The sequence below is a fragment of the Luteibacter sp. 9133 genome (assembly GCF_000800155.1).
Lineage (GTDB): Bacteria > Pseudomonadota > Gammaproteobacteria > Xanthomonadales > Rhodanobacteraceae > Luteibacter > Luteibacter mycovicinus.
Genome location: NZ_JUHO01000001.1, coordinates 3,453,991 through 3,480,887, shown reverse-complemented (window position 1 = coordinate 3,480,887; position 26,897 = coordinate 3,453,991). Strand labels below are relative to the sequence as shown.

General features: G+C 65.5%; 25 protein-coding genes and 1 tRNA gene. 19 read left to right on the top strand and 7 right to left on the bottom strand.

Features of this window, described 5'->3' with window-relative positions; translation table 11 throughout:
- Positions 1-9: 9 nt before the first annotated feature.
- Both otsA and otsB read right to left on the bottom strand, forming a co-directional pair.
- Complete coding sequence (otsA, locus tag FA87_RS15235) at positions 10-1,425, bottom strand: alpha,alpha-trehalose-phosphate synthase (UDP-forming) (RefSeq protein WP_051943325.1); 1,416 nt, start codon at positions 1,423-1,425, stop codon at positions 10-12.
- Positions 1,422-2,207, bottom strand: coding sequence for a trehalose-phosphatase (gene otsB, locus FA87_RS15230; protein ID WP_051943327.1), 786 nt, complete (start codon positions 2,205-2,207; stop codon positions 1,422-1,424). Before otsB ends, otsA begins: the two co-directional genes overlap by 4 nt.
- Positions 2,208-2,372: 165 nt before the next feature.
- Here otsB and clpB point away from each other — a divergent pair, with 165 nt between their 5' ends.
- Entirely contained in the window at positions 2,373-4,955 is a 2,583-nt protein-coding gene (gene clpB / locus FA87_RS15225) for an ATP-dependent chaperone ClpB (protein WP_197062425.1), read from the top strand.
- A 77-nt stretch (positions 4,956-5,032) separates the two neighbouring features.
- On the opposite strand, the gene FA87_RS15220 is transcribed toward clpB, so the two are convergent.
- Positions 5,033-7,459: a TonB-dependent receptor gene (locus FA87_RS15220; RefSeq protein WP_081996697.1), complete on the bottom strand. Its 2,427-nt coding sequence runs from the start codon at positions 7,457-7,459 to the stop codon at positions 5,033-5,035.
- A 380-nt stretch (positions 7,460-7,839) separates the two neighbouring features.
- Here FA87_RS15220 and FA87_RS15215 point away from each other — a divergent pair, with 380 nt between their 5' ends.
- The 18 genes from FA87_RS15215 (at position 7,840) to queC (ending at position 23,218) form a co-directional block, all read left to right on the top strand.
- A complete protein-coding gene (locus FA87_RS15215) occupies positions 7,840-8,151 on the top strand; it encodes a zinc ribbon domain-containing protein (protein ID WP_036110620.1) in 312 nt (103 codons plus the stop codon).
- 99 nt (positions 8,152-8,250) lie between these two features.
- Positions 8,251-8,811 carry a DUF3011 domain-containing protein gene (locus tag FA87_RS15210; protein ID WP_051943329.1) on the top strand — a complete coding sequence of 187 codons (561 nt, stop codon included), beginning with the start codon at positions 8,251-8,253 and terminating at the stop codon, positions 8,809-8,811.
- Positions 8,812-8,884: 73 nt separating this feature from the next.
- Entirely contained in the window at positions 8,885-10,657 is a 1,773-nt protein-coding gene (gene aspS / locus FA87_RS15205; protein WP_036110622.1) for an aspartate--tRNA ligase, read from the top strand.
- Between the two features lie 20 nt (positions 10,658-10,677).
- The gene (locus FA87_RS15200; RefSeq protein WP_036110624.1) at positions 10,678-11,322 is read left to right on the top strand and encodes an alpha/beta fold hydrolase; all 645 of its coding nucleotides are present in this window, start codon (positions 10,678-10,680) and stop codon (positions 11,320-11,322) included.
- 50 nt (positions 11,323-11,372) lie between these two features.
- Positions 11,373-12,122 carry a YebC/PmpR family DNA-binding transcriptional regulator gene (locus FA87_RS15195; RefSeq protein WP_036110626.1) on the top strand — a complete coding sequence of 250 codons (750 nt, stop codon included), beginning with the start codon at positions 11,373-11,375 and terminating at the stop codon, positions 12,120-12,122.
- Between the two features lie 41 nt (positions 12,123-12,163).
- Positions 12,164-12,685 (top strand): crossover junction endodeoxyribonuclease RuvC, encoded by a 522-nt coding sequence (gene ruvC / locus FA87_RS15190; protein WP_036110629.1) that lies wholly within the window; start codon positions 12,164-12,166, stop codon positions 12,683-12,685.
- Positions 12,682-13,281, top strand: coding sequence for a Holliday junction branch migration protein RuvA (gene ruvA, locus FA87_RS15185; RefSeq protein WP_036110633.1), 600 nt, complete (start codon positions 12,682-12,684; stop codon positions 13,279-13,281). Before ruvC ends, ruvA begins: the two co-directional genes overlap by 4 nt.
- Positions 13,282-13,284: 3 nt before the next feature.
- A complete protein-coding gene (locus FA87_RS15180; protein WP_036110636.1) occupies positions 13,285-15,186 on the top strand; it encodes a potassium transporter Kup in 1,902 nt (633 codons plus the stop codon).
- A 22-nt stretch (positions 15,187-15,208) separates the two neighbouring features.
- The gene (ruvB, locus tag FA87_RS15175; protein ID WP_036110638.1) at positions 15,209-16,249 is read left to right on the top strand and encodes a Holliday junction branch migration DNA helicase RuvB; all 1,041 of its coding nucleotides are present in this window, start codon (positions 15,209-15,211) and stop codon (positions 16,247-16,249) included.
- Positions 16,246-16,650, top strand: coding sequence for a tol-pal system-associated acyl-CoA thioesterase (gene ybgC / locus FA87_RS15170; protein WP_036110640.1), 405 nt, complete (start codon positions 16,246-16,248; stop codon positions 16,648-16,650). The genes ruvB and ybgC overlap by 4 nt, the downstream gene beginning before the upstream one ends.
- A 32-nt stretch (positions 16,651-16,682) precedes the next feature.
- Complete coding sequence (tolQ, locus tag FA87_RS15165; protein WP_036110643.1) at positions 16,683-17,366, top strand: protein TolQ; 684 nt, start codon at positions 16,683-16,685, stop codon at positions 17,364-17,366.
- Positions 17,367-17,378: 12 nt separating this feature from the next.
- Complete coding sequence (tolR, locus tag FA87_RS15160) at positions 17,379-17,831, top strand: protein TolR (RefSeq protein ID WP_043695681.1); 453 nt, start codon at positions 17,379-17,381, stop codon at positions 17,829-17,831.
- Positions 17,818-18,759, top strand: coding sequence for a cell envelope integrity protein TolA (locus FA87_RS15155; RefSeq protein ID WP_036110649.1), 942 nt, complete (start codon positions 17,818-17,820; stop codon positions 18,757-18,759). Before tolR ends, FA87_RS15155 begins: the two co-directional genes overlap by 14 nt.
- 110 nt (positions 18,760-18,869) lie before the next feature.
- Positions 18,870-20,198, top strand: a complete 1,329-nt coding sequence (tolB, locus tag FA87_RS15150; protein ID WP_156128563.1) for a Tol-Pal system beta propeller repeat protein TolB — start codon at positions 18,870-18,872, stop codon at positions 20,196-20,198.
- A 245-nt stretch (positions 20,199-20,443) separates the two neighbouring features.
- A complete protein-coding gene (gene pal / locus FA87_RS15145) occupies positions 20,444-20,953 on the top strand; it encodes a peptidoglycan-associated lipoprotein Pal (RefSeq protein ID WP_036110655.1) in 510 nt (169 codons plus the stop codon).
- 3 nt (positions 20,954-20,956) lie between these two features.
- Positions 20,957-21,814, top strand: coding sequence for a tol-pal system protein YbgF (gene ybgF, locus FA87_RS15140; RefSeq protein ID WP_197062424.1), 858 nt, complete (start codon positions 20,957-20,959; stop codon positions 21,812-21,814).
- Positions 21,815-21,818: 4 nt separating this feature from the next.
- Positions 21,819-22,511 carry a 7-carboxy-7-deazaguanine synthase QueE gene (gene queE, locus FA87_RS15135; RefSeq protein WP_043695672.1) on the top strand — a complete coding sequence of 231 codons (693 nt, stop codon included), beginning with the start codon at positions 21,819-21,821 and terminating at the stop codon, positions 22,509-22,511.
- A 23-nt stretch (positions 22,512-22,534) separates the two neighbouring features.
- A complete protein-coding gene (gene queC / locus FA87_RS15130) occupies positions 22,535-23,218 on the top strand; it encodes a 7-cyano-7-deazaguanine synthase QueC (protein ID WP_043695669.1) in 684 nt (227 codons plus the stop codon).
- Between the two features lie 21 nt (positions 23,219-23,239).
- On the opposite strand, the gene FA87_RS15125 is transcribed toward queC, so the two are convergent.
- From FA87_RS15125 to phnD, 4 genes are all read right to left on the bottom strand, one after another.
- A tRNA-Lys gene (locus FA87_RS15125) sits at positions 23,240-23,315 on the bottom strand.
- 66 nt (positions 23,316-23,381) lie between these two features.
- The gene (locus FA87_RS15120) at positions 23,382-24,326 is read right to left on the bottom strand and encodes a DedA family protein/thiosulfate sulfurtransferase GlpE (protein ID WP_197056491.1); all 945 of its coding nucleotides are present in this window, start codon (positions 24,324-24,326) and stop codon (positions 23,382-23,384) included.
- A gap of 77 nt (positions 24,327-24,403) precedes the next feature.
- Positions 24,404-25,792 (bottom strand): HAMP domain-containing sensor histidine kinase, encoded by a 1,389-nt coding sequence (locus FA87_RS20005; RefSeq protein ID WP_052191376.1) that lies wholly within the window; start codon positions 25,790-25,792, stop codon positions 24,404-24,406.
- A 104-nt stretch (positions 25,793-25,896) separates the two neighbouring features.
- Positions 25,897-26,886: a phosphate/phosphite/phosphonate ABC transporter substrate-binding protein gene (gene phnD / locus FA87_RS15110; RefSeq protein ID WP_052191375.1), complete on the bottom strand. Its 990-nt coding sequence runs from the start codon at positions 26,884-26,886 to the stop codon at positions 25,897-25,899.
- Positions 26,887-26,897: the final 11 nt, after the last annotated feature.

Below are 26,897 nucleotides of genomic sequence, written 5' to 3'. Positions count from 1 at the left end.
GCGACGGCCTCAGGGGGCCGTCATGGGCCGCTGCACGTAGATTTCCGGCTTCACCCTGGGCGGTTCCATCAGCGCATGCAGGAACGCGTTGCGCCACGTCGTGATGTCGTTCCGCTCGAGCACGTCCATCATCGACTGCCAGCGCATGCGCCGCTCCTTCAGCGGCATCTCGAGGGCTCGCTTGAGCGCTTCCGATACCTCGTCCAGATCGGACGGGTTCACCAGCAGGGCGGCGTCCAGTTCCTGGGCCGCACCGGCAAAGCGCGACAGCACCAGCACGCCCGGATCCTGCGGGTCCTGGCAGGCCACGTATTCCTTGGCGACGAGGTTCATGCCGTCGCGCAGGGGCGTGACCAGGCCGACCTTGGCCACACGGAAGTACCCGGCGAGCACCTTGTGCCCGAAGGATTTGTTGACGTAGCGAATGGGCACCCAGTCGGGCTCGGCGTACTGGCCGTTGATGTGACCGGCGCTGCGCTCGAGTTCGCGGCGCAGCGAGCGATATTCCGGAACGTCCGAGCGCGAAGGCGGGGCGATCTGCAGCAGCGAGACCCGGCCGCGCATGTCCTTGTGGTCGCGCAACAGCCGCGCGAAGCCCTCGAAGCGCTCCGGAAGGCCCTTGGAGTAGTCGAGGCGGTCGACGCCGATGATCAGCTGGCGATCGTCGATGCTGGCCCGGAGCTTGGCGACCGCACCACTGTCTTCGGCGCGATGGGCCAGCTCGACCGCTTCGGCCGTATCGATGCTGATCGGGAAGACACCGGCGCGGAAGATGCGGCCGTTGGCGGCGCGGATCCGGCCACCCGTGCGCATCGCAGCGCCCAGTTCGTGCAGGAAATAGTCTTCCAGCGCACGCAGGTCGCGCTGCGTATGCAGGCCCACCAGATCGTAGGACGCCAGCGGCTCGAGCAGTTCGCGGTGGCGGGGCAGTGTGATCAGCAGACCGGCGGCGGGCAGGGGCGTATGCAGGAAGAAGCCGATCCGGTTCTCGACCCCCAGCTCGCGCAGCATGGAAGCCAGCGGAATCAGGTGGTAGTCGTGTACCCAGATGATGTCGTCTTTCTTGAGCAGCTTGGCCACGCGCTTGGCAAACGCGCGGTTCACCCGGAAATAGCCTTCGAGGTGGTCGCGCCGGTAGTCGACCAGATCGCCCCGATAATGGAACAGGGGCCACAGCGCCCGGTTGGCGAAGCCGCTGTAGTAATCGTCATGGTCCGCCTTGGACATGTCGATCGTGGCGTATTCGATGTGTCCGTCGCTGACCTCGTGCAGCTCCTTGCCGGTCTCAGCGGCGATGTTGCCGCTCCAGCCGAACCAGAGGCCGCCCATTTCCTGCAGCGCCGCGTTCATCGCGGAGGCAAGGCCACCGGTCTGCGTCTGCTTAGGCAGCGCCACGCGGTTCGATATGACGACTAGTCGGCTCATTGTGCGCGTACGGCTCCTTGCGTCAACGTGGCTTTCACGGAATCCAGCCAATTCTGAACGTCGCTCGGGCTAGACAATGTGAAAGCGGCTTGCGACGGGGTCCGCGTGCCGATCCGGATGGACGCGCCGCCCCGTTCGTTGACGACGGCGAAGGCGTGCTCATCGGTCAGGTCGTCACCCAGATAGACCGGGCGTCTGCCCGCGAAGGGCGCTTCTGCCAGAAAGGCGGCGACCGCCACCCCTTTGTCCATGCCGCGCGGCTTGAACTCGAACACGTAGCTTCCCGGCTGGAGTTCGAAGCCGGGAAACGCCGCCGCGATCTCTGGCGTGCGTCTGGCCAGTTCGGCTTCGTAGCGGGGGTGTTCCCGGCAGTGCAGCGCCACCGACCAGCTCTTGTCTTCCACCCGAACCCCCGGCAGTTCCGCCGCGACGGCGTGCACCGTCGCACGCAGCCGGGCCAGGGCTTCCTCGTCGACCGGCACCGTCACCAGTTGGCCCTTGTCGTCCCGGCGCTCCAGGCCGTGCTGCCCGGCAGCCGCCCAGTCCGGACGATGGAAGATCGCGTCGAGCCCGGCGATGGCCCGTCCGCTGACCAGTGCCACGGCGCCACCGAGTTCCCTGCGCAGGGCATCCAGCGTATCCATCAGGCCGTCCGCGGGCGCGACGGCGGCGGGGTCGTCGGCGAACGCCAGGAGCGTGCCATCGGCGTCGAGGAAGAGAGCGGTCCGGCTGTCGATCAGATCCACAGGTGGACGGGGCAAGGTGTCGCGGTCGGCTGTCACGGCGTTTCCATCGGGCGGCTATCCCCCGAGGATGCCGTCGCTCGCGTGAAAAAAGTGCTCGCTTTTGACCGTTGAAGGACTAATGTTCGAGCCGCATCTCTTGCGCCAGAGGCGGTCGCGGGGAGGTCCCGGGTCGCGCCATCACCTTTTGGGAGACACCTTACGATGCGAATGGACAGACTTACGTCGCGTTTCCAGCAGGCCCTGGCGGACGCACAGTCGCTGGCCGTGGGCCGCGACAACAACATGCTCGAGCCGGCCCACGTCCTGGTCGCGCTGCTCGACCAGCAAGGCGGTTCGACGGGTCCATTGCTCACCCAGGCCGGGGTGAACGTACCCGCGCTGCGCCAGCGTGTGGGCGAGATCCTCGACCGCCTGCCGCGCGTCAGCGGCCAGGAGGGCAACATCAACCTCGGCAACGACCTCAACCGCCTGTTGAACCTCACCGACAAGCTGGCCCAGCAGCGTGGCGACCAGTTCATCGCCAGTGAGCTGTTCCTCCTGGCGACGCTGGAGGATCGTGGCGAAGTGGGTGGTGCGCTCAAGGCCGCAGGCGCGACGAAGGAGCGCCTCGAGGCCGCGATCGAGAAGCTGCGCGGTGGTGAGAAGGTGCAGTCCGAGAACGCCGAAGAGCAGCGGCAGGCGCTCGAGAAGTACACCATCGACCTGACCGAACGGGCCGAGAACGGCAAGCTCGATCCGGTGATCGGCCGTGACGAGGAAATCCGACGCACGATCCAGGTGCTTCAGCGCCGCACGAAGAACAATCCGGTGCTGATCGGTGAGCCCGGCGTGGGCAAAACGGCCATCGTCGAAGGCCTGGCGCAGCGCATCGTCAATGGCGAAGTGCCGGAAGGCCTGCGCGACAAACGCGTCCTTTCGCTCGACATGGGCGCGCTGATCGCGGGCGCGAAATTCCGTGGCGAATTCGAGGAGCGCCTCAAGGCCGTGCTCAACGACCTGTCCAGACAGGAAGGTCGGGTCATCCTGTTCATCGACGAGCTGCATACCATGGTCGGTGCGGGCAAGGCCGACGGCGCGATGGACGCGGGCAACATGCTCAAGCCGGCGCTTGCGCGTGGCGAACTGCATTGCATCGGTGCCACGACCCTCGACGAATACCGCAAGTATGTGGAAAAGGATGCCGCGCTCGAGCGTCGCTTCCAGAAGGTGTACGTGGGTGAGCCGAGCGTGGAAGACACGATCGCCATCCTGCGCGGCCTGAAGGAGCGCTATGCCGTCCATCATGGCGTTGAGATCACCGATCCGGCCATCGTGGCGGCCGCCACGCTTTCGGCGCGCTACATCCCCGATCGTCAGCTGCCTGACAAGGCCATCGACCTGATGGACGAAGCGGCATCGCGTATCCGCATGGAGATCGACTCCAAACCGGAAGAACTCGATCGCCTCGAACGCCGGCTGATCCAGCTGAAAATCCAGCGCGAGATGCTGAAGAAGGAGCCGGACGACGAGTCGAAGCAGCGCCTCGCCAACCTCGAGTCGGATATCGAAAGCCTCGATCGCGAATTCTCGGACCTCAACGAGGTATGGAAGTCCGAAAAGGCGATGTTGCAGGGCGCCACGAAGATCAAGGAGCAGATCGAACAGGCTCGCCTCGAACTCGAAGCCGCACAGCGTCGCCAGGATTACGGTGCGATGAGCGAGATCCAGTACGGCCGGTTACCCGCCCTGGAAGCGCAGCTGGCGGCCGCGCAACAGGCCGAGAAGCAGGACTTCACACTGCTGCAGGACCGCGTGACGGCCGAGGAGATCGCGGAGGTCGTCGCTCGCTGGACGGGTATTCCGGTCAACAAGATGCTCGAAGGCGAGCGCGAAAAACTCCTGCATATGGAGAGCGCGCTGCACGCCCGTGTCGTCGGGCAGGAAGAGGCGGTGCGCGCGGTGTCGGATGCGATTCGTCGCGCGCGTGCCGGCTTGTCGGATCCGAACCGTCCTTATGGCTCGTTCCTTTTCCTCGGCCCCACGGGCGTCGGCAAGACGGAACTGTGCAAGGCGCTGGCGGACTTTCTGTTCGATACGCAGGACGCGATGGTCCGCATCGACATGAGCGAGTTCATGGAGAAGCACTCCGTGAGCCGCCTCGTCGGCGCGCCTCCAGGCTATGTCGGTTACGAAGAAGGTGGTTACCTGACCGAAGCGGTGCGTCGTCGTCCGTACAGCGTGATCCTGCTCGACGAGGTCGAGAAGGCGCATCCGGATGTGTTCAACATCCTGCTGCAGGTGCTGGACGACGGTCGCCTCACCGACGGTCAGGGTCGCACGGTCGATTTCCGCAACACCGTGATCGTCATGACCTCGAACCTGGGCTCCAACCTGATCCAGGAGCAGGCGGGCGACAGTGAGGCCGACTACATGCAGATGAAGGCATCCGTGCTGGGTGTCGTGCAGGCGCACTTCCGTCCGGAGTTCATCAATCGTCTGGACGACCTGGTGGTGTTCCGCCCGCTCGACAAGAAGCAGATCCGGTCGATCGCCCGCATCCAGCTGGATTACCTGGCGAAGCGTCTGGCCGATCGTCAGCTGTCGCTGGAACTGAGTGACAAGGCGCTCGATCTGCTGGGCAGTGCGGGCTTCGATCCGGTCTACGGTGCTCGCCCGCTCAAGCGGGCTATCCAGCAGCAGCTGGAAAATCCGCTGGCGCAGCGGATCCTGCAGGGCGCGTTTTCGGCCGGGCAGACGATCCGGGTCGATTCGGATGGGAATCACCTGATCTTCGAGGCGGCATAAAAGCCCGTGTAGGAGCGCGCCTCGCGCGCGATTCTTCACGATCGCGTGCGAGGCGCGCTCCTACACGTTCCGGTTCTTCAGAACCGGAACCCCACCTTCGCGTAGTAGTACCGCCCGTTGAAGCCGAACGGCGACAGCGCTGAGTACTGCAGGCCGCTGAAGTAGTCCTCGCCGCTGTTGGTCGGCTTCACGCGCTGCGGGTACTGGTTGGTAACGTTATCCACGCCGACGCCGAAGTTCCACTGGCCGATGGTGTAACCGCCGGACAGATTGAGCAGCCAGCGTGCCGGAAACTTCTGGTCGGTGCTCGGATCCGTATTCACGCGGATCACCGAGCCGTAGCGAGTCAGGTCCGCATGGGCGTTGAATCCACCGAGTGTCCAGTCGGCACCGAGCAGGAACTTCGTTCGCGGTGTCGCGCTGGTCAGGATGCCCTGGCTGGATCGGCCGAAGAGTTCGATCGGGCCTGACGAATTCTCCTGCAACACGGCTGGCGTCGCCCCGACCGAGAGCACCTTCACCTTGTTGTAGTTTCCGCTCGCCAGCAGGTTGAACTGGCCGAAGCTCGTCGTCGGCACGCGATAGTTCAGGACGAGGTCGGCACCGCGCGTGCGTGTGGCGGCCGAGTTGGCGAAGTACTGAATCGCCGTTACCTGCTGGCCGGGTACCACGCTGTTGAAATACGCCGCCAGCAACGGGTCGGTGAGGCTGATGGTGTCGGAGTAGAGAATCTGGTGCCAGATACGGATCTGGTACAGATCGAGCGTGGCGCTGAAATCCGCGGTCGGTTCCCACACCGCGCCGATGCTGTAGTTCGCGGATTTCTCCGGCTTCAGCGGTTTGGCGCCGAGGGCGACGGCCGCGGGATCGGAGGTGCGGTACGTGCCGGTCTGCGCAAGCTGGCCGGTCGTGGGGTCGATGATGGTCACGACCGACTGATAGTTCTGCTGGGCCAGCGACGGTGCGCGGAAGCCGTTCGAGATGGTGCCGCGCAGAGCGAACTCAGGCACGAACTGGTAGCGCGCGGAAAGCTTGCCCGAGCGTGTCGAGCCGGAGTCGCTGTAGTGCTCGTAGCGGCCGGCGACCCCGGCGGAGAACTTGTCGGTGAGGTCGGTTTCGAGATCGACGTACGCCGCCTCGCTGTGTCGCGTGAAGCTTCCGGCAGCGGTCGGGTTGAGGCCCGGAAACACCTGCGCACCGCCCGCATACGGCGTGTCCGTGCCCGGAATCAGCGTGTTCTGATTGAAGTAGTATGACTCCGGATCGCCCGCATCGATCTGGTACTTCTCCTTGCGGTACTCGGCACCGAAAGCGAGCGTCAGGGGATTGGGCAGCCAGCCGACACTGAAATCCTTGCCGATGTCGATATTGGCCAGCGCCTGCGAGTTCTTGAAGGTGCCCGCGTTGAAGTACGTCGGCGACGCGCCGGTCGAGTAGTACAGATTGGTGTTGATGCTGTTCTGTACGTCGAACACCAGGCTGTTGATGCCGTAGTTGCCGGAGGCGTCCCAGCGCCATCCGCCGTCGGTCACGCCTTTGACACCGAGTACGCCGGTGGAGTCGTTGGTATGGTTGACGATCTGCGGAAGGAACCCGTCGGGGTAGATGTCGGGTACGTTGCGCGCGTTGGTGGCGCCGCGGTAATAGCCGTTGGAGACGACGTCGCGACGGCTGAGGCTGAGGAAGCCATAGACGTCGACGTTATGCGCGACCGCGTACTGAAAGTTGGTCAGTACCTGATAGGTCTTTACCGCCGGGTCGCCGTAACGCTGGTGGGCGACGTTGCCGTCGGCGGCCTCTTCCGGGGTGAACAGGCTCACCGGCGAGGCGCGGTTGGTGTTCATCGAATTCTGGTAGTTGAACGCGATACGCGCCCAGCCCTTCGCATCGGCTCCCTTGCCGCCGAGGTCGATGCCGAGCGACCCGTCGATACCGTTGGTTTCGCCGTCGCCCTTGTCCATGGTGCCGTAGTTGGCATTGATCGAGTTCTTGCCTTCGCCGGCGCCGTGTTTGAGCACGACGTTGATCACGCCGGCGATCGCATCCGATCCGTACTGCGCCGCGGCGCCGTCACGCAGCACCTCGATGTGGTCGATCGCGGAGATCGGAATCGAGTTGAGGTCGGCCGGTGCGGCGCCGCGTCCCACCGAGTTGTTGTAATTGACCAGTGCCGAAGTGTGATAGCGCTTGCCGTCGACGAGGACCAGCGTGGCGTCGGGGGACAGGCCGCGCAGGCTGGCCGGGCGGATCGCGTCGTTACCGTCGTTGATCGCGGGACGCGGAAAGTCCAGGGAGGGCAGCAGGCGTCCGAGCGCCGTGGCGAGGTCGGTACTGCCGGTTGAGGTAAGATCCTTGGGCGAAAGTACGTCGATGGGGGAAAGCGAATTCGCTTCCGTCCGCGTCGTGCTGCGTGTACCCGTGACCACCACCTGATCGAGCTGGCGTGCCTCCTTCGTATCGGGGGGCGGTGTGGTGTCCTGTGCATAGCCGGGCGTCACGATCATGAGGCCAAGCGCGGGTAGCCAGAAGCTGGCCGACGGTTTGCGTCGTAGGGTCTTGCCTGTCGTCATTGATGGGTCCCCAGGGCGAGCTACGGTACGCGAGGCGGGACACCCCGCGGACGCGGGCGAAAGTGCCGCGTTGGATTCACGCTATGCACGCACCTTGCGGTGCGTCAACACGCTCGTAACAAATGCGCCATAATGGTGAAACGAAGGCATGAAGAGCCCCTTTTTTAAGGGTTTGGCACGAAACTGGCTCGTAAGACCATGTTGGTGCAATGCAAAATCCTGTGCCCGGTTCCGCGTTCGTGCCGCCGGGCGGATCATTGAAAATCCCCGCGCCGGCCAGATAATGCCGAGCTGAATCCCAAGGCTCCCGCGTCATGCCCATCTACGAATTCCAGTGCAAGGCCTGTGGTCATCGTTTCGAGCGGCTGCAGAAGATGTCCGACGCCGATCCGTCGGTGTGCCCCAGCTGCGGCGAACCGCAGGTCGGCCGGATGCTGAGCGCGCCGCAGTTCCGCCTTGCCGGCGGTGGCTGGTATGAGACGGATTTCAAGAAGGACGGCGACAAAAAGCGAAATCTTGCGGAAGGCTCGTCCGGCGCGCCCGCGCCGGCCGCTGCGCCGGCTCCGTCCCCGGCGCCCGCTCCAGCTCCCGCTCCCGCAGCGGGCTCGAAGTCCACGGGCGACTGACGGACTGCTCTTCGCGGCAACGTTTTCCTGCGATCCGTTCAAACAGCGTTGCGGATCCTTCCGATAGTTTTTGCGCCACACACATCGGAGGTCAGGGGTATGAAACGCATTCTTGGGTTGGTCGGCATGCTGGCGCTGGGCGCGGGCCTGTTCGCTACGCCGCACGTCGCCCATGCCCAGCGCGGCGGCGACACGGTCAACTGCTTCAGTGACAACGGCCGGCGTTCCTATTGCCGCGTGCCTTGGCGTGACGCCCGCCTGATCCGCCAGGATTCGAAGACCGCCTGCATACGGGGTCGCACCTGGGACATGGACCGCAACGGCCTGTGGGTTGACGACGGTTGCCGCGGCATCTTCCAGGAGGCCGGCGGCTGGGGCGGCGGCCGTCCGGGCTGGGGCGATGGCGGTCGGCCGGGCTGGGGTGACGATGGTCGTCCCGGTGGCGGTCGTCCGGGGTATGGCGGCAACAGCGGCCAGATCGTCTCCTGCGACAGCGAAGACAACAAGCGCGTGTTCTGCCGCTGGCCGCTCGGCCGCGGTGCTCGCCTGGTCGAACAGAACTCCAATGCCTCCTGTCGCGAGGGCTACAGCTACGGCTTCACCCGGGACGGCATCTGGGCCGATCACGGTTGCCGCGCGAAGTTCGATATCGGCCGCTGAGCGGCTCCCGTCGGCGCCTGGGGACCCCGGTCGTGTTACGATCCGGGGTCTTTTCCCACGAAGCTTCAAGCGCATGCGCACTCATTTTTGCGGACTCATCGACGAGTCGCTGATCGGTCAGGAAGTCACCCTGTGCGGCTGGGTCAACACCCTTCGCCTGCAGAGCCACGTGGCCTTCGTCGACCTTCGTGACCACGAGGGCATCGCCCAGGTCGTGATCGAGCGCGAGAATGCCGTCGCCTTCGCCGTCGCTGGCGATCTGGGAAACGAGTTCGTCATCCGCGTCACGGGCCAGATTCGCCAGCGTCTGTCGCCTAACGATAAGCTCAGGACCGGCACCGTCGAGCTCCTGGCGGATTCCGTCGAGATCCTCAACGAAGCCCGCGACCTGCCGTTCGCGCAGCACGAGACGCCGAACGAGGACATGCGGATGACCTACCGCTACCTCGACCTGCGCCGTCCCGAGATGCAGCAGATGATGCGCACGCGTACCGCACTGGTCCGCGAGTTGCGTCGTTATCTCGATACCGCCGGTTTCCAGGACATCGAAACCCCGATCCTGACCAAGGCCACGCCGGAAGGCGCGCGCGACTATCTGGTCCCCAGCCGCGTGCACCCGGGCCAGTTCTATGCGCTGCCGCAGTCGCCGCAGCTGTTCAAACAGATCCTGATGATGGCCGGCTTCGATCGCTACTATCAGATCGCCCGCTGCTTCCGCGACGAAGACCTCCGCGCCGACCGCCAGCCGGAATTCACCCAGCTCGACCTGGAGTTCGCCTTCGTCGAAGAGCGTGACGTCCAGGACTTCGTCGAGAACCTCATCCGCCACGTCTTCCGCGAAGTGCGCAAGGTCGAGCTCGATGCGTCGTTCCCGCGTATGACCTATGCCGAGGCCATGCGCCGCTTCGGGTCCGACAAGCCCGACCTGCGCATCGCGCTCGAGCTGACGGACATCGCCGAGGCCGTGAAGCACGTCGAGTTCAAGGTTTTCTCCGGTCCCGCCAACGATCCGGCCGGTCGCGTGGCGGCCCTGCGCGTGCCTGGCGCGGCGGATCTGTCGCGTAAGGACATCGACGGTCTGACCGAATACGCGGGTCGCTACGGCGCGAAGGGCCTTGCCTGGCTGAAGGTCGACGACCTCGCCAAGGGCCGCGAAGGCATCAACTCGCCGGTGGCCAAGTTCCTCGACGACGCCGCGCTCGAACAGGTGCTGTCGCTCACGGGCGCCGGCAACGGCGACATCGTGTTCTTCGGTGCAGGCGCATGGAAGACGGTTACCGACTTCATGGGCGCCCTGCGCATCCGTGTCGGTCGCGATCGCGGTCTGGTCGAAAACAGCTGGAAACCGCTGTGGGTCACCGACTTCCCGATGTTCGAGTACGACGACGAAGAAAAACGCTTCGTCGCGCTCCATCACCCGTTCACCGCCCCGAAGGTCGACGACATCGCCGATCTTCGCGCCCATGCCGCTGACGCCGTCAGCCGCGGCTACGACATGGTCCTCAACGGCAACGAGATCGGTGGAGGCTCCATCCGTATCCACCGTCCCGAGATGCAGAGCACCGTATTCGACCTGCTCGGCATCGGCGCGGACGAGGCGGAGGCCAAGTTCGGCTTCCTCCTCAAGGCGCTGCGCATGGGCGCGCCGCCCCATGGCGGCCTAGCCTTCGGCATCGACCGCATCGCCGCGCTCATGGCGGGTACGGAATCCATCCGTGACGTCATCGCCTTCCCGAAGACCACCAGCGCCCAGGATCTTATGACCGATGCGCCGTCGCCGGTCTCCGAGCCGCAGCTGAAAGAACTGCACGTCCGCGTCGCCGCCGCGGAGGCGCTGAAAGCCTGACCCCTCGGAGCCCCGCGTCCATGAGTGACTCGCCTGCCGATGTCCTGCTCCTCCATGGCTTGTGGATGCGGGGCTTCGCCATGGCGATGCTCAGCCGGCGGCTGCGCGAGGAAGGTTTCCGGGTTCACCAGTTCGAATACATGAGCGTGGCCGCGCCGCCGGAGCAGGCGATCGCGCGGCTGCGCAAGCGTATACGCCATCTGGGGCCAGGGCCCGTCCACGTCGTAGGGCACAGCCTGGGCGGCATCCTTGCTTTGCTGGCCTGCCGCGACGAGGACCTGCCCGAGGGTCGCATCGTATGCCTCGGTTCGCCGCTCAATGGCAGTGGCGCGGCCCGTGGGCTGACCCACCGCTGGGGCGGCGACATGCTGCTGGGGCGCGCCCGGGGTCTGCTCGAGCACGGTCTGGACCGCTGGGACGGTTCCCGCGAGGTCGGCATGATCGCCGGCCGCATGCCGGTTGGTCTGGGGGCTTTCGTCGGCGAACTCGGCGCCGAGCACGATGGCTCCGTCGGCGTGGAAGAAACCCGCCTGCCGGGGCTTTGCGCGCACTGCGTTCTGGAGACCAGCCACACCGGCATGCTGGTGTCGGCGGACGTCGCCAGGCAGGTCGGTGTCTTTCTGAGGGAGGGGCGTTTCGATACCCCCCTTAGCCCCCCGACGTGATTGCGGATAGAATCGCGCCCTCGTCCGTCCGGTAAGTCCAGGAATCGAACATGGGTAGAGGCCCCTCCATCGAAGGTCGCAAGAATGCCGAAGACGCCAAGCGCGCCAAGGTGTTCACCAAGCTGATCCGCGAAATCACCATCGCCACCCGTGGCGGCGTGCCCGATCCCAACGGCAATCCGCGCCTGCGCGCGGCTGTCGACAAGGCGCTGGGCGCCAACATGACCAAGGACACCATCGATCGCGCGATCAAGCGCGGTTCGGGTGCCGAGGGCGGGGCGGACATGCACGAGGTTCGCTACGAGGGCTACGGCCCGGCGGGCACCGCGCTGATCATCGACTGCGTCACCGACAACCAGACCCGCACGGTCGCCGACGTCCGCGCGTCGCTGACCAAGCTCGGCGGCAACCTCGGGACGACCAACTCGGTCGCGTTCCAGTTCACCCGTGTGGGTCAGGTGCTGATCCATACCGGCGGCGACGCGGACATCGAGGGCAAGCTCGAAGAGGCCGCGATCGAAAACAACGCGGAAGACATCGTCATCGAAAACGGCGTCGGTACGGTGCTGCTCGCCGCCGACCCGATCGCCGTGGAGGCCATGCGCAAGGCGCTGGTGGCGGCGGGCTTCGAGGTCGAAGGCTCCGACGTGGTCATGCGGCCCAACGGCCCCCTGGTCACGCCGACGGGCGAGGCGCTGGAGCATTTCGAGAAGCTTCTCGACCGGCTCAACGCGCTGGACGATGTCGACGAGGTCTACCACAACGCCGTTCTCCCGACGCAGGATGCGGACGAGGCGTGACGCCTCCGGCCCCTTATCGTCTTGCGTATTAATTCGCTGTCATGACCCGCATCCTCGGTATCGATCCGGGTAGCCAGCGTACGGGCGTCGGTCTCATCGACGTCGCCGACAATGGCGCGCTCACCCATGTCTGGCATGGCGCGCTCGTTGTCGGCGGGGAAGCGACCTTTCCCCTCCGGCTGAAACGCATCTTTGACGAACTCTGCGCCATCATCGGTACGCATGCTCCCGCGGAAGCCGCGATCGAGCGTGTGTTCATGGCGCGCAACGCCGACTCGGCCCTGAAGCTGGGTCAGGCGCGTGGCGCGGCCGTGTGTGCCGTTGTCAGCCAGGGAATCGTCGTGCATGAGTACGCGGCGACCGAGGTCAAACAGGCGGTGGTCGGTACCGGCCGCGCCGACAAGACCCAGGTCCAGCACATGATCGGGATGATCCTCGGTATCAAGGGTCCGCTCCAGGCGGACGCCGCCGACGCGTTGGCGATCGCGATCGCCCACGCGCATACCCGTTCCAGCATTGAACGCGTGGGTATCCCGCGCACGGCATGGAGACGTCGCCGATGATCGGCCGCCTGCGAGGCACTCTTATCAGCAAGCAGCCGCCCTCCCTCCTCATCGAGGTGGGTGGCGTGGGTTACGAGGTCGACGCTCCCATGTCGACCATTTACGACCTTCCGGCGACCGGCAAGGAGGTCATCCTTCTCACGCACTACGCGGTGAAAGAGGATGGCGTGTCGCTTTACGGCTTCATGCACGAAGCGGAGCGGGCGATGTTCCGCAACCTGCTCAAGGTGAGCGGTATCGGCGCGAAGATCGCGCTGGCCGTGCTTTCGGGTGTGTCGACCGATGAGCTGTCGCGCCTGGTTCATGCGGGCGACGTCGTGGCCCTGACCAAGATTCCGGGCATCGGCAAGAAGACCGCCGAGCGGATGGTCGTGGAACTCCGTGACCGCGTCGACGCGGTGGGCGTGCGCCTGCCGGCGGCGATGGGGGCGGGCGTGTCCGCGCCGGTCGATCCCGTAAGTGAAGCCACGGTGGCCCTTCAGCAGCTGGGCTACAAGCCGGTCGAAGCGTCGCGTCTGGTCCAGAAGGCCGCCGCCGACGGCGACACCGCCGAAGCCATCATCCGCAAGGCGCTCCGCGCCGCCCTGGGGGGCTGAGCCATGGGCCATCACAATCCCGCCGAAGAACTTCAGAACGCGCGCGGCAAGAAACTGGCCGCGCTGGCTCTGGGCGCCATCGGTATCGTCTTCGGCGACATCGGCACCAGCCCGCTGTACACGATGAAGGAAACGCTCGGCACGCACGGCATGACGCCGCAGCCTGCCGCGGTGCTCGGCGTGCTCTCGCTGATCTTCTGGTCGTTGCTGATGGTGATCTCGCTCAAATACGTCACCTTCGTGATGCGCGCCGACAACAAGGGCGAGGGCGGCATCATGGCGCTCATGGCGCTGGCGCAGCGCAGCGTCAGCGGTTCGCCAAGGGCGCGCTGGGTTCTGGCCGCGATCGGCATCTTCGGCGCCTCGCTGTTCTATGGCGATGGCGTGATCACGCCGGCGATGTCCGTGCTTTCGGCGGTGGAGGGCCTGGAGGTCGCCGCGCCATCGCTGGACACCTACGTGGTGCCGATCTGCCTGGTCATCCTGGTGGTGCTCTTCGCGATCCAGCGGCACGGCACCGAGATCGTCGGCAAGGCGTTCGCGCCGGTCATGACGCTGTGGTTCCTGGTGCTAGCGTGGCTGGGGCTGCGCCAGCTGATCCAGCATCCGCAGGTGCTCTGGGCCTTGAATCCGTACTACGCCGTGAAGTTCTTCACGGAGCACGGCCGCTCCGCCTTCATCGCGCTTGGTGGTGTCGTGCTGGCACTCACCGGTGGTGAGGCGCTGTATGCCGACATGGGTCACTTCGGCAAGAAGCCGATTCGCCTGGCCTGGTTCTTCTTCGTCCTGCCGGCGCTGCTGATCAACTATTTCGGGCAGGGCGCGCTGCTGCTGCACGATCAGACCGCCATCGAGAACCCGTTCTACAAGATGGTGCCGGAGAACCTCCTGTATCCGATGATCGCGCTGGCGACGGCGTCCGCCGTGATCGCCTCGCAGGCGGTGATCTCCGGCGCGTTCTCGATGACCCGCGAGGCCATGTCGCTGGGCTACTCGCCGCGCATGGCCGTCGTGCACACCTCGCACGAGATGTCCGGCCAGATCTTCGTGCCCTGGGTGAATCGCCTGCTGATGGTGCTGGTGTTCCTCGCCGTCATCGGCTTCCGCTCGTCGAACAATCTGGGCGCGGCCTACGGCATCGCCGTGACCGGTACGATGACGATGACGACGCTGCTCGCCCTGGTGGTCGCGCGCCGTCGCTGGAACTGGCACTGGTCGGCGGTCATCACCGTCGGCGTCATCTTCCTCATCACCGATCTCGCGTTCTTCGGTGCCAACGCGCTCAAGATCGCTCATGGCGGCTGGTTCCCGCTGGTGCTCGGCGTGGTGATCTTCACCATGATGACGACGTGGCGGCGGGGCAGGGAGCTGGTGGTCCGCGAGATCAAGCAGTCCGGCCTGGCCCTCGAACCCTTCGTCGCGAATATCGCCGATCACCCGCCGCTGATCGTGCCGGGGACGGCCGTGTTCCTCACGGCCAACCAGAACGCCGTGCCGCACGCCATGCTGCATAACCTTAAGCACAACAAGGTGCTGCACGAGCGCAACGTGCTCCTTACCGTCGAAATGCTGGAGACGCCGGTGGCGGACTTCGACGAGCGGATGGAAGTCATCGAGTACGGTGGCGGCTTCTTCGGGCTGCAGCTGCGCTATGGCTTCGCTGAGGATCCGAATATTCCGCTGTCGCTGTCCCGCGCCAGCTCGCGGGGGCTCGACTTCGACATGATGGACACGACGTTCTTCCTGTCCCGCGAAACGATCGTCGCGGATGCCCGGCGTCCGGGTATGGCGTTGTGGCGCGACAAGCTGTTCGCCTTCCTGGCGCGTAACGCGATGCCGGCCACGGCGTTCTTTCAGATTCCGGGCAACCGGTTGATCGAGCTGGGCGCGCAGGTCGAGATCTGAGGCGGCATGCCATAATGCGGGCATGTCCGAGCACCGCATTATTTCCGCCACCGCCGCCATGGATGACGACGCCCTGGAGGCGAGCATCCGGCCGAAGCGCCTGGCCGAATACCTCGGCCAGGAGACGGTGCGCGAGCAGATGTCGATCTACATCGAAGCGGCGCGTCGTCGTCAGGGTGCGCTCGATCACGTCCTGATCTTCGGGCCTCCGGGTCTGGGCAAGACCACGCTGTCCCACGTCATCGCCAACGAGCTGGGCGTCAATGTGCGCTCCACCTCGGGCCCCGTTCTCGAGCGCGCCGGCGATCTCGCCGCGCTGCTGACCAACCTCGAAGCCAATGACGTCCTCTTCGTGGACGAGATCCACCGGCTGTCGCCCGTGGTCGAGGAGGTCCTTTATCCGGCGATGGAAGACTTCCAGATCGACATCATGATCGGCGAGGGTCCTGCCGCCCGGTCGATCAAGCTGGACCTGCCGCCCTTCACCCTGATCGGCGCCACCACGCGCGCGGGCCTGCTCACCGGCCCCCTGCGCGATCGCTTCGGCATCATCCAGCGGCTGGAGTTCTACAGCGTGGACGAGCTGACCGCGATCGTCCGGCGTGCCGCGAAAATCTTCGGCATCGACTGCGATATGGATGGCGCGATCGAGATCGCCCGGCGCTCGCGCGGCACCCCGCGTATCGCCAACCGGCTGCTGCGCCGGGTGCGCGATTACGCCGAAGTGCGGGGCGACGGCAAGATCACCCATGCCCTGGCCCGGGCGGCGACGGACATGCTCAAGGTCGACGCGGAAGGTTTCGACGACCTCGATCGCCGCCTGCTGCGTACGATTATCGAGAACTTCGAGGGCGGCCCGGTCGGTGTCGAGTCGCTCGCGGCGGCCCTGAGTGAAGATCGCGGCACCCTGGAGGACGTGGTCGAGCCCTACCTGATCCAGCAGGGTTACCTGATCCGCAGCGCGCGCGGCCGCATGGCGTCGGCCAAGGCCTGGCGCCACCTCGGGCTCAATCCGCCCCCGCGTCAGACGGCCATGCCCGACCTTTTTTCGGACGACGCATGAGCGATTTCAGCTTTCCTGTCCGCATCTACTGGGAAGACACCGACGCCGGTGGTGTCGTGTATCACGCCAACTACGTGCGCTTCATGGAGCGGGCCCGGACCGAATGGCTGCGCGCCCAGGGCATCGACCAGCTGGCCCTGAGGGAATCCACCTCGCTCGGCTTCGTCGTCCGCGAGATGCACCTGGACTTCCTGCGTCCGGCCCGTCTGGATGATGAACTCCAGGTCACGGTCGCCGTCAAAGAGAGGCGTTCAGCCAGTATGCTGTTCGGTCAGGAGATCGTGTGTGGGGGCACGACGTTGTTGCGAGCCACGGTGCGAGCAGCCTGCGTCAACCTCGACACGATGCGTCCGGCCCAGATTCCGGCCGGGCTGTTCCCCCAGACCTTCCCTATTACCTAAGCCCCAGATACCCGGCGGAGAGCCTTCAAGCGATGAACGGTGGACTGAACATTTTCAAGCTGGTCGCGGAAGCGAGCCTGCCGGTGCAGCTGGTGATGCTGCTTCTGCTCGTCTTCTCGTTCCTGTCGTGGGTCATCATCATCCGCAAGTACAGCCAGCTGAAGACCGCCCACGACAACGCCGAGACCTTCGAGGACCGTTTCTGGTCCGGCGCCGACCTGGCCGCCCTGTTCCGCGAGGTGGGCAACCGCGAAGGGCAGCACGGCATCGAGAACGTCTTCGAGGCGGGTTTCCGCGAATTCGCTCGCCAGCGCCAGCGCCGCGTGACCGATGCCGACCGCATCATGGAAGGCTCCGAGCGCGCCATGCGCGTGGCCGGCACCCGCGAGATCGGCAAGCTCGAACAGAACCTCGAATTCCTCGCCAACGTTGGTTCGATCAGCCCCTACATCGGCCTGTTCGGTACCGTCTGGGGCATCATGGGTGCCTTCCAGGGCCTGGGTGAGATGAAGGACGTGACCATCTCGGTCGTCGCCCCGCACATCTCCGAGGCCCTGATCGCCACGGCCATGGGCCTGTTCGCCGCCATCCCGGCCGTCTGGGCTTACAACCGCTTCGCCACCAAGGTGGAGCGCGTCGCGTCGCGTTACGAGGTCTTCCAGGAAGAATTCTCCTCGGTGCTGCAGCGCCAGATCCACGCCGACGACGTCGCCTGAGCCCGCCGCCCCATGGCCACGCGTAACGTACATCGCCGTCACAAGCGCAAGCTGAAGTCCGAGATCAACGTCGTGCCGTACATCGACGTCATGCTCGTGCTGCTGATCATCTTCATGGTCACCACACCGATGATGAACCTCGGCGTCGACATCCAGTTGCCGCAGACCAACGCCAAGTCCCTGCAGGACAAGAAAGACCCGATCGTCGTTTCGGTGGACGAGGGTGGGCAGATCTACCTCACCGCGAACGGCACCAAGCGCGAGCCGGTCAGCGCCGATGAGTTCAAGAGCAAGATCACGGCGTTCCACGATGCCAATCCCGAGCTTCAGGTGCTCGTCGCCGGCGATCAGCGCGTGGGCTACGGCAAGGTTTACCAGATCCTCCCGATCCTCCAGGAAGCGGGCGTCTCCAAGATCGGCCTGATGAGCCAGCCGGAGTCGGGCGCGCAGAATGGAAAACCGTAACGGTACGCCGCGCGCGGTCGTCCTCGCCGCGCTCCTGCACATCGGTATCGTGGCCTTCCTGGGCCTCGCGATCATCCCGTGCTCGGACTACGAAAAGTGGGCCGACGCCATCGGCTTGCCCGCCGACTGGAATCCGCTGAAGTGTCCGGCGCCCATCCAGTTGCCGGGTCAGATCATCGAAGCGACCCTGATCGGTCCGACGGGCGCGCCGCCTCCCAAGCACACGCAGAAGCCGGTGCCCAACACCGTGCCGCCACCGCCCGCGCAGCCCACGCCGACGCCGCCGCAGCCGGAGAAGCCCAAGGTCGAGACGTTGCCGCCGCCGCCCAAGACGCCGGCCCTGAAGGACCAGGAGAAGGTGGTCGACGACGCCGTGCAGAAGGCCGAGGACGCGAAGCGCCTGCAGGAAGAGCAACAGCGTCAGCGTCAGGCAGAGCTGGATGCGCAGCAGGAAGAGAAGAAGAAAGAAAAACAGAAGCAGATCGACGAGATCTTCAAGCAGCTCGATGCCGCCAAGTCGCAGACCAAGCAGGCCGACAGCAAGAAGAAGCAAGCCGAGCAGCAGCTGAAGGATCTGGCCAACGCCAAGGACGACGGCCGGGAGAATCTTCCCCCTGCCGACAAGGTTCAGACTGGCCAGAACGGCAAGGACAACAGCAAGCAGGCTCTGTACATCGCCGCCATCCAGAACGCGGTGACGCCGAACTGGCTGCGCCCGGACAATATGCCGGACGCGCCTTGCGCGGTGCATATCACCCAGATTCCGGGTGGGCAGGTGCTCAGCGCGAAGGCCGATGCCAGCTGTCCTTATGACGCGGCGGGCAAGGCCTCGATCGAGAACGCGGTGCTGCGCGCCCAGCCGTTGCCCTATCAGGGCTTCGAGGACGTCTTTCAGCGCAACCTCACCTTCACGTTCAGGCCGCAATGATGTGTCGCGCCCCGATCCGGCTGCGCCGGGCGGGGCGGTTCATAATCGGGTCACGCTGGCCGCTTCCAGCGCGCTAACATGCCGTCGCCGTCCCCCAACCCCAGGTCGCAATGAATCCGCCCATGCGCAGAATGCTTTCCCGCCTCGCCATCCTCCTGGTTGCCCTGACCGCCTTCGTGGCCGGTCCGGCCGCTGCCCAGTCCCTCAATGTGGACATCGTCGGCGGCCTGAAGACGGCTACCCCGATTGCCGTGGTGCCGTTCGCCCAGGCTGGCGGTGCGCCGCTTCCGACCGACGTCGCCGACGTCATTCGCGCGGATTTCAACCGCTCCGGCAAGTTCCGCTCGCTGGACAAGGCCGACATCGTCGAGACGCCGTCTCAGGGCTCGGACATCAAGTTCGCCACCTGGCGTCTGCTCAAGCAGGATTTCCTCACGATCGGCCGCATCAGCGACGCCGGGGGCGGCAACCTGAAGATCGATTACGAGCTGTGGGACGTGAACAAGCAGCAGAGCCTGCTGGCCCAGTCTTTCACCGCGCCGGCGGGTGACCTGCGTGGCGTCGCCCACCAGATCGCCGACCAGATCTATGAAAAGATCACCGGCGTCCGCGGCGCCTTCTGGACTCGCATCGCCTACATTACCGCCGTGGGCGTGGGTAACAACGCGACCTACTCGCTGATCGTGGCCGACTCGGACGGTTTCAATCCGCAGGTCGTCGCCCGTTCGCGTGAGTCGCTGCTCTCGCCGGCCTGGTCGCCGGACGGCAGCAAGATCGCCTACGTCTCCTTCGAGAGTGGCAACTCGGCGGTCTATATCCAGAACATCAATACGGGCTCGCGCAGCCTGATCGCCTCGCACCCGCGCGGCATCAACAGCGCTCCCGCCTGGTCACCCGACGGCAGCAAGCTGGCGGTGAGCCTGTCCTACGTGGGTAACCCCGAGATCTTCGTCATCGACGTGGCCAGCCGCACCGAAACGCGGGTGACCAACAACTTCGCGATCGACACCGAGCCGACCTTCACCCCGGACGGCCAGAGCATCCTCTTCACCTCGGATCGCTCGGGTAAGCCCCAGATCTACCAGATGTCCGCCGCCGGCGGCGCGGCCACCCGCGTGACCTTCCAGGGTGGCTTCAACGCCAGCGCTTCCGTCAGCTCTGACGGTAAGCAGATTGCGATGGTGCAGGGCAACGGGAACGTGTATCGTATCGCCATCATGGACCGCAGTCTGGGCGGGCAGGTGCGCTTCGTATCCCCGGGTAACGTGGACGATTCGCCCAGCTTCGCGCCCAACGCCAGCATGCTGCTTTACGCCGCATCGCAGGGTACGCGCGGCGTCCTGTATGCGGTTTCGGCAGATGGTGCCGTGCGTCAGCGCCTCGTCCTCTCGGACGGCGACGTGCGCGAACCGTCGTGGGGACCCTATCGACAGCGCTGATGCGGCGACCCTTCGGGGGCGCGGCGTCGGCAACGTCCAGGGAGGGGCGCGGATATTCCGCGCCTTTTCTGCGGACGACAATTAACCGGTAGCCGCTTCGCGGCGGTTATCGGAACGAAGACGCAGGGTGCGGGACAGCGCCCCGTCGGCGTAGATGTAAGTAGAAAAACAGCCGGACAACCGGCGGTGCCTGTCCCGAAACCGAAAACCGACTGTCGGAACTCAACTGTTTGAAGGAACGTCCCATGAATAAGACTGTTACCGTCACCCTGGCTGCCCTGCTCTGCGTGGGCGCGGCCGCTTGCTCCAAGAAGCAGGTCAAGCCGGTCGCCCCGACCGAATCGCAGCCGGTCACGCAGACCCAGGCTCCGACCAACGACGGCAAGTACCAGCCGTCCGACCTCGACACCGACGCTTGCCTGCGTCAGCGCGTTGTGTACTTCGACTTCGACAAGAACGACGTCAAGCCGGAGTTCCAGCAGATCATCGCTTGCCACGCCAAGTACCTGCAGGATCGTCCGCAGTCGGCCATGACCCTCGAGGGTAACACCGACGAGCGCGGTACCCGCGAGTACAACCTCGGCCTCGGCGAGCGTCGCGGCAATGCCGTCTCCAGCGCTCTCCAGGCGGCTGGTGGTTCGGCTGGTCAGGTCAACGTCACGAGCTACGGCAAAGAGAAGCCGACCTGCCGTGAGCACAACGATGACTGCTGGGCCAAGAACCGTCGCGTTGAGATCGTCTACACCGCGAAGTAAGTAATGAAGAAGACTCTGGCTACCAGCTTTACGGCCAGGCTTGGCATGGCGGGCGCTCTTGCGTCCGCCATGCTTTTTGGTCTGCCCGCCACCGCGCAGGACACGCGCCTCAGTCTCGCCGATCGCGTCGCGCGGCTCGAGCAGCAGTCGCAGGCCCAGGCCGGTTCGACCACACTGGTCAATCAGGTCAACGATCTCCAGCAGCAGGTGGCCCAGCTGCAGGGTCAGATCGAAGAACTGCAGCACCAGAACCAGCAACTCCAGGATTCCCAGAAGGCGCAGTACGCGGATGTCGATTCGCGTCTGGGCCGTATCGAAAAGGGTGGCGCCGCGCCTCAGGGCCAGCAGCCCGCCGCACCCGCCGCACCGCAGGCCTCCGCCGCGCCGCCTGCCGCCTCGCAGCAGGGTCCGGCCGCCCAGGCCGCTGCCGCGGCCCCGACGGCAGCAGGCGCCGCTTCCGCTCCCGCCAGCGGCGACCAGCAAGCCGCGTACGACGCGGCGTTCAAGTCGCTTCGTGGCGGCGATTACGTCACCGCATCGCGTGGTTTTCGCGACTTCCTGATCAAGTATCCGGACAGCCCGCTCGCGCCCAACGCCTACTACTGGCTGGGTGAGTCGTACTACGTCACGATGAACTACCCGGTGGCGATCGAGGCGTTCCAGCGGCTGGTCAAGCAGTACCCGCAGAGCGACAAGGTCTCCGACGGCCTGCTCAAGGTCGGCTATTGCCAGATCGAGCTGAAGCAGCAGGACGCCGCCATTGCCACGCTCAAGCAGGTCACGGCGAAGTATCCCGGTTCCAAGGCTGCCGGCCTCGCACAGGAACGCCTGCGTCGTCTGCAGCGCCAGACGGCCAACTGATCCCATGAACGGCAGCACCGCAATCCCGGCGGACGTCTCGCCGGTCGCGCCCGTCGCGGAGCGGCTGCGGATCACTGAGATCTTCCACTCCGTCCAGGGCGAAGCCGATGCGATTGGCTGGCCCACGGTATTCGTGCGCCTGACCGGCTGCCCCTTGCGCTGCGTCTGGTGCGATACCGAGTATTCGTTCCACGGCGGCCAGTGGCACGACATCGATGCCATCGTCGCCGAAGTCGCCAGCTACGGGACCCGCCACGTCTGCGTGACCGGGGGCGAGCCGCTGGCGCAGAAGCGCTGCCAAATCCTCTTGAGCAAGCTCTGCGACGCCGGGCACGACGTGTCGCTTGAGACCTCCGGTGCGCTCGATGTCTCCGCGGTCGATCCGCGCGTCCGTAAAGTCATGGATCTGAAGGCCCCTGACTCGGGCGAGAGCGCACGCAATCTCTGGTCCAACCTCGATCACCTGTTGCCCCACGACCAGGTCAAATTCGTCATCGCGAGTCGCGGCGACTTCGAGTGGTCGCGTGACGCGGTCCGGGAACACCACCTCGATAGCCGGGCGATGTGCCTGTTCTCGCCGGTGTGGGGCAAGGTGGAGCCGCGCGAGCTGGCCGAGTGGATCATCGCCGAGCGCCTGCCGGTGCGTTTCCAGCTGCAGTTGCACAAGCTGCTATGGAACGATGCGGCCGGCCACTGAAACGTCTTTAGAAAGGTACCGCCATGAATACGCCGAACCCCTCCCGCAAAGCCGTGATCCTCGTCTCCGGCGGCATGGACTCCGCGGTGACCATCGCGATGGCCCGCGAGCAAGGATTCGACGTGTATGCGCTCAGCGTCGCCTATGGTCAGCGTCATAGCTCCGAGCTGGAGGCGTCGGAGCGTGTCTCGAAGATGCTCGGCGCGGTTACGCACAAGACGGTCCACGTGGACTTGCGCAGCATCGGCGGGTCGGCGCTGACCGCCGATATCGATGTGCCCGAAGATGGCGGTGAAGGTATCCCGGTCACCTATGTGCCCGCCCGCAACACCATCATGCTTTCGATCGCGCTGGGCTGGGCCGAAGTGCTCGGCTCGACGGACATTTTCTGCGGCGTCAACGCCGTCGACTATTCCGGTTATCCGGACTGCCGCCCGGCGTTCATCGAGTCGTTCGAGGCACTGGCGAACGTCGCGACCAAGGCTGGCGTCGAAGGGGCGGGCATCCGCATCCATGCGCCGCTGATGGAGATGGGCAAGGGTGACATCGTCCGCGAAGGCATGCGTCTGGGTGTGGATTTCTCGGCCACGGTCAGCTGCTATCAGGCCGACGCCGAGGGCAGGGCGTGTGGTCACTGCGATGCATGCCGGCTGCGTGCCGAAGGCTTCGCCAAGGCTGGCGTGCCGGATCCTACGCACTACGTCTGAGTGCGGGGTTTTCGCCGCGAATGGTGGGTCGTGCCGGATTCGAACCGGCGACCTACGGATTAAAAGTCCGCTGCTCTACCAACTGAGCTAACGACCCATACGCGCGAAGCCGCCTAGTTTAGTCGGCGGGCAGGGCAGCGCACAACCCGCCTCGTGGGCTGATTCAGGTCGTGGCGACGATCGCTTCCACGTCGCGGCCCGCGTCACGCCATGCGCCCAGGCCGCCGGTCAGTGGCCGGACGTTGCGGAAGCCGAGCTTGCTTAGCCGTTCGGCCACCTTCGCGGCGGAGACCTCGTTGGGGCACGAGCAGTAAATGACGACCGCACTGTGCCGCGGCAGGGTGGCGATATCCGCGTCCGCGGTCGCGAAATCGAACAGGCGGGAGCCCGGGATCACGAACGGGTCGTCGCGTCGGCTGATGGCCGAGCGCACGTCGACGATCAGGGCGCCGGGTTCGCTGGCCAGCAGCAGCGAAAGTTCGTCGACCGAAATCCGGGACTTGCGCAGCTGTTGCAGCAACAGGGAGCGTCGCGCGTAGCGAAAGCCGATCCACAAGACGATACCGATCGCGGCAACGGCCGCCATGCCCAGTCCGAACTCGCGGAGGAGTGCCAGAACGGCGTCGATCTGCCGGTAGAAAAGCATGCCTGCCGAGAGGCCGACGGCGATCCACAGGGAGGCGCCGAGCAGGTCGTAGAGCGTGAAGCGCACGAACCGGGTATCGCCCGCACCCGCGATAGGAATCGCCACGAGCGACAGCCCCGGGATGAACCGGGCGACCAGCAGCAGCTTGACGCCCCGCTTTTCGAAGAATCCGCTAGCGCGCCGCACGCAGGTGTCGGGCGAGAGAGAAATGCGGCAGAGGCCATCGAGCACGCGGTAGCCGAACCGGCGTCCGGTCAGAAACCACGCCGCGTCACCCAGGAAGGCACCGGCCAGCGCGGCGGCGAACGTCGCCATGATGAGCAGCGGATCGCGCGAGGCCACGAGGGTGCTGCCGACGACGATGAGCGTCGGCATCGCTGGTACGGGCAGCCCGATGGCGCCCGCGAATACGCCGAGAAAAGCGACCGTCGGCGCTGTGTCCGACCAGTTGATGCTCGCCACGCCCGCCACCCTCGAAAAAGGTCCTGATGCTCACGCAACGATACGCCGGTCGGGCGTCCGCGGACAGGTAGCGTGTCTCAGGACGCGGCGTGACGGATCAGGGCGGACACGACACCGCGAGGTGTGGGTCCGATGGCTGCGCGGTCCAGCTGCACCCAGAACAAGGTGCCGCGTCCCGGGCTGGATCGCACGCCGATGTGGCCGCCGAGGCTATCGGCGATGCGGCGCGCCACGGCGAGGGCGAGTCCATAGCCAGGCTGGCCGGGGAGGCGCGTGAACTCCTCGAACAGGCGCGCCTGTTCCGCCGGCTCGACGCCCATGCCGTTATCCCGTACCTCCAGACGAATGGCGTCACCACGACGTCGTATCGCCACCAGTACGCGACCATGCGGTGTGCTGAGTACCGCGCACGACACCAGGCGGTTGAGCAGCTCGACCAGCAGGGCGCCGTCGGCATGGAAAGGCAGCCGTCCGCCACGCCAGCGCACGTCGACGCCAAGTCGCATGGCGTCCGCTTCGACATGGGAGCGGACCCGGACGAAGAGGTCGGCTGCCAGCACCACCGTCGGCGTCGGCTCGACGGCGCCGGCGTCGAAGCGCGCCATCTCGAGCAGCCCGTCGAGCAGTTCGGTGAGGCGCGTCAGGCTGGTGCGCATCTGGCCGAGCACCGCACGCTGGCGCAGGTCCTCCCCCGGTTGCATGCCCGCGACAAACAGGGAAAGTGCCTGTAGCGGCTGCCGGAAGTGGTCACCGACCTGCTCAACGAAACGGGTGTGCCGGGCTATGTCCTGCAACCGCTGGCGAAGCGCGTCCGCCATGGCGGCATCGTGCCGCGCGCGAAGTTCGACAAGCTCGTCCAGCAAGGCATCAATGGCCCGCAAGGGGGCGTCCGGTGTGCCGGCGTGGGTGCCGCGCGGATGAAGCGCGTGTTCCAGGCGTGCGCGCAGCCGCTCGACCGGCTGCGCGACATCGCGTTCCACAGCACGTTGCGTCAGGAAGAACACGCCGCAGACACCTGCGCCGAGCAGGAGACACATCAGGGTCGCGGCGGTGCGCCTTTCGCGTAGTGCGGACGCATCGGACACCGTTTCCAGCTCCCCTGCGGCGGTGCTGAGGCGAACGTGGAGCCCATGACGATCCGGCGCATCGCGCCCGCTGGTGACGATCAGGTCGGGTGCATCATCGCGATAAAGGGTCGCGCGCTGCGTCGGCGCGCTGCGCGACAGCGCTCGGGTAAGCGCGTCGCGAAGGGCGTCGTCGCCCGTGACGCCGTTGACGGCGCCGGCGAGCCTGACCGCCTGGATACGCGCTACGGCGTGCGCCTCCGATCCCAGCGCGCGAAGTTGCATCACCGCGAGGGTGGCCGTCATGGCCAGGGCGACGACCGTCATCGGCAGCAGCCCTTTGAGGACGAGCTGGCGGCGCAACGACACGATCCTTCCTGGCAGGTGCAGCGACGCGTTCATGGGTTGCCTTGTGGCACCGGACTCCATGACGAATCTATGAAACGCGTGTTCGTGACGCGATAGACAAGGGGGCTTAGTCCTTGCGGCTTAGGTCTTACGGTCTATCACTTGCCGCGCAGCCGGGCGACGAGCGCGTGGTGATCGGATTCGATCTTATGGAAACGCGTCTCGCGCGCGCCCTCGCTTACCCACTGTGCGCTGGTGGCCCGGCGTTTCTCCAGCGCGTATTCGATGTCGGCGAAAGCTACGAGGTCAGCGTTGCTCGCCGGTGCGAAGCCGCTGATGTCGTGGATCAGCTTCAGGTTGGCTTCCTCACGGGTGCCGTCTTTCCCCTTTCCGTAACCCGTAATGAAACTCGCCACACGGTCGCGCAGCGATGCCGGTAGATCGTTGCGAATGACGATCACGGCATGCGGTATCAGCGAGGATTTCCAGATGACGCGCAGCCGGGCGTACTGATCGGGAAAATGTTGCTGGAAACGTTCGAGATCGGCCGTGTTGTTGGTCGCGACGTCGGCTTCGCCGTTGGCCACGGCCAGCGCGTTGTTCTGATGGTTGTCGATATGCACGCTGGCGAAGAACGTGTCGGAATCGACGCCCCGGGCGGCGAAGAGCTGGGTTTCCGGGACGAGGTAACCCGACGTCGACAGCGCCTCACCGCGCGCGAACCGCCACTTGCCCGGTCGTGAGAACAGCTGCTCCAGATTGCCGATACGCGAATCGGATGCCACGATCAGTTCGGCGTAATAGCCCTTCGATCCGTCACCGCGGGTGAGCCGGCCGATCACCTGCATGTTCTGCTGGGTCACCGCGTCCAGGGCCAGCCGCCCCGACAGGAAGGCGATGTCCACGCGCTGCTCGCTGATGGCCTGGGCGATGCCTTCGTAGGTCGTCACGGAGACGGCGCGAATGGGCCGTGCCAGAGCTTTATGAAGATCGTCGAGCAGAGGCCGCCAGGCTTCCAGCGACTCGACGGGGCCGCCGATGGGCAGGATGCCGAAGGTCAGCGGCGCATCGGGATCGATGTCGTTCCTGTCGCGGGGTGACGCTGGTGAAGGGGCGATCCACAGGGCGCACAGAAACCACGCGGTCAACCACCCGCGCG

Coding starts and splice junctions, on each gene's coding strand:
- otsA (WP_051943325.1), bottom strand. CDS start 1,425: ATGAGCCGACTAGTCGTCATATCGAACCGCGTGGCGCTGCCTAAGCAG.
- clpB (WP_197062425.1), top strand. CDS start 2,373: ATGCGAATGGACAGACTTACGTCGCGTTTCCAGCAGGCCCTGGCGGAC.
- FA87_RS15220 (WP_081996697.1), bottom strand. CDS start 7,459: ATGATCGTGACGCCCGGCTATGCACAGGACACCACACCGCCCCCCGAT.
- FA87_RS15215 (WP_036110620.1), top strand. CDS start 7,840: ATGCCCATCTACGAATTCCAGTGCAAGGCCTGTGGTCATCGTTTCGAG.
- FA87_RS15210 (WP_051943329.1), top strand. CDS start 8,251: ATGAAACGCATTCTTGGGTTGGTCGGCATGCTGGCGCTGGGCGCGGGC.
- aspS (WP_036110622.1), top strand. CDS start 8,885: ATGCGCACTCATTTTTGCGGACTCATCGACGAGTCGCTGATCGGTCAG.
- FA87_RS15200 (WP_036110624.1), top strand. CDS start 10,678: ATGAGTGACTCGCCTGCCGATGTCCTGCTCCTCCATGGCTTGTGGATG.
- FA87_RS15195 (WP_036110626.1), top strand. CDS start 11,373: ATGGGTAGAGGCCCCTCCATCGAAGGTCGCAAGAATGCCGAAGACGCC.
- ruvC (WP_036110629.1), top strand. CDS start 12,164: ATGACCCGCATCCTCGGTATCGATCCGGGTAGCCAGCGTACGGGCGTC.
- ruvA (WP_036110633.1), top strand. CDS start 12,682: ATGATCGGCCGCCTGCGAGGCACTCTTATCAGCAAGCAGCCGCCCTCC.
- FA87_RS15180 (WP_036110636.1), top strand. CDS start 13,285: ATGGGCCATCACAATCCCGCCGAAGAACTTCAGAACGCGCGCGGCAAG.
- ruvB (WP_036110638.1), top strand. CDS start 15,209: ATGTCCGAGCACCGCATTATTTCCGCCACCGCCGCCATGGATGACGAC.
- ybgC (WP_036110640.1), top strand. CDS start 16,246: ATGAGCGATTTCAGCTTTCCTGTCCGCATCTACTGGGAAGACACCGAC.
- tolQ (WP_036110643.1), top strand. CDS start 16,683: ATGAACGGTGGACTGAACATTTTCAAGCTGGTCGCGGAAGCGAGCCTG.
- tolR (WP_043695681.1), top strand. CDS start 17,379: ATGGCCACGCGTAACGTACATCGCCGTCACAAGCGCAAGCTGAAGTCC.
- FA87_RS15155 (WP_036110649.1), top strand. CDS start 17,818: ATGGAAAACCGTAACGGTACGCCGCGCGCGGTCGTCCTCGCCGCGCTC.
- tolB (WP_156128563.1), top strand. CDS start 18,870: ATGAATCCGCCCATGCGCAGAATGCTTTCCCGCCTCGCCATCCTCCTG.
- pal (WP_036110655.1), top strand. CDS start 20,444: ATGAATAAGACTGTTACCGTCACCCTGGCTGCCCTGCTCTGCGTGGGC.
- ybgF (WP_197062424.1), top strand. CDS start 20,957: ATGAAGAAGACTCTGGCTACCAGCTTTACGGCCAGGCTTGGCATGGCG.
- queE (WP_043695672.1), top strand. CDS start 21,819: ATGAACGGCAGCACCGCAATCCCGGCGGACGTCTCGCCGGTCGCGCCC.
- queC (WP_043695669.1), top strand. CDS start 22,535: ATGAATACGCCGAACCCCTCCCGCAAAGCCGTGATCCTCGTCTCCGGC.
- FA87_RS20005 (WP_052191376.1), bottom strand. CDS start 25,792: ATGAACGCGTCGCTGCACCTGCCAGGAAGGATCGTGTCGTTGCGCCGC.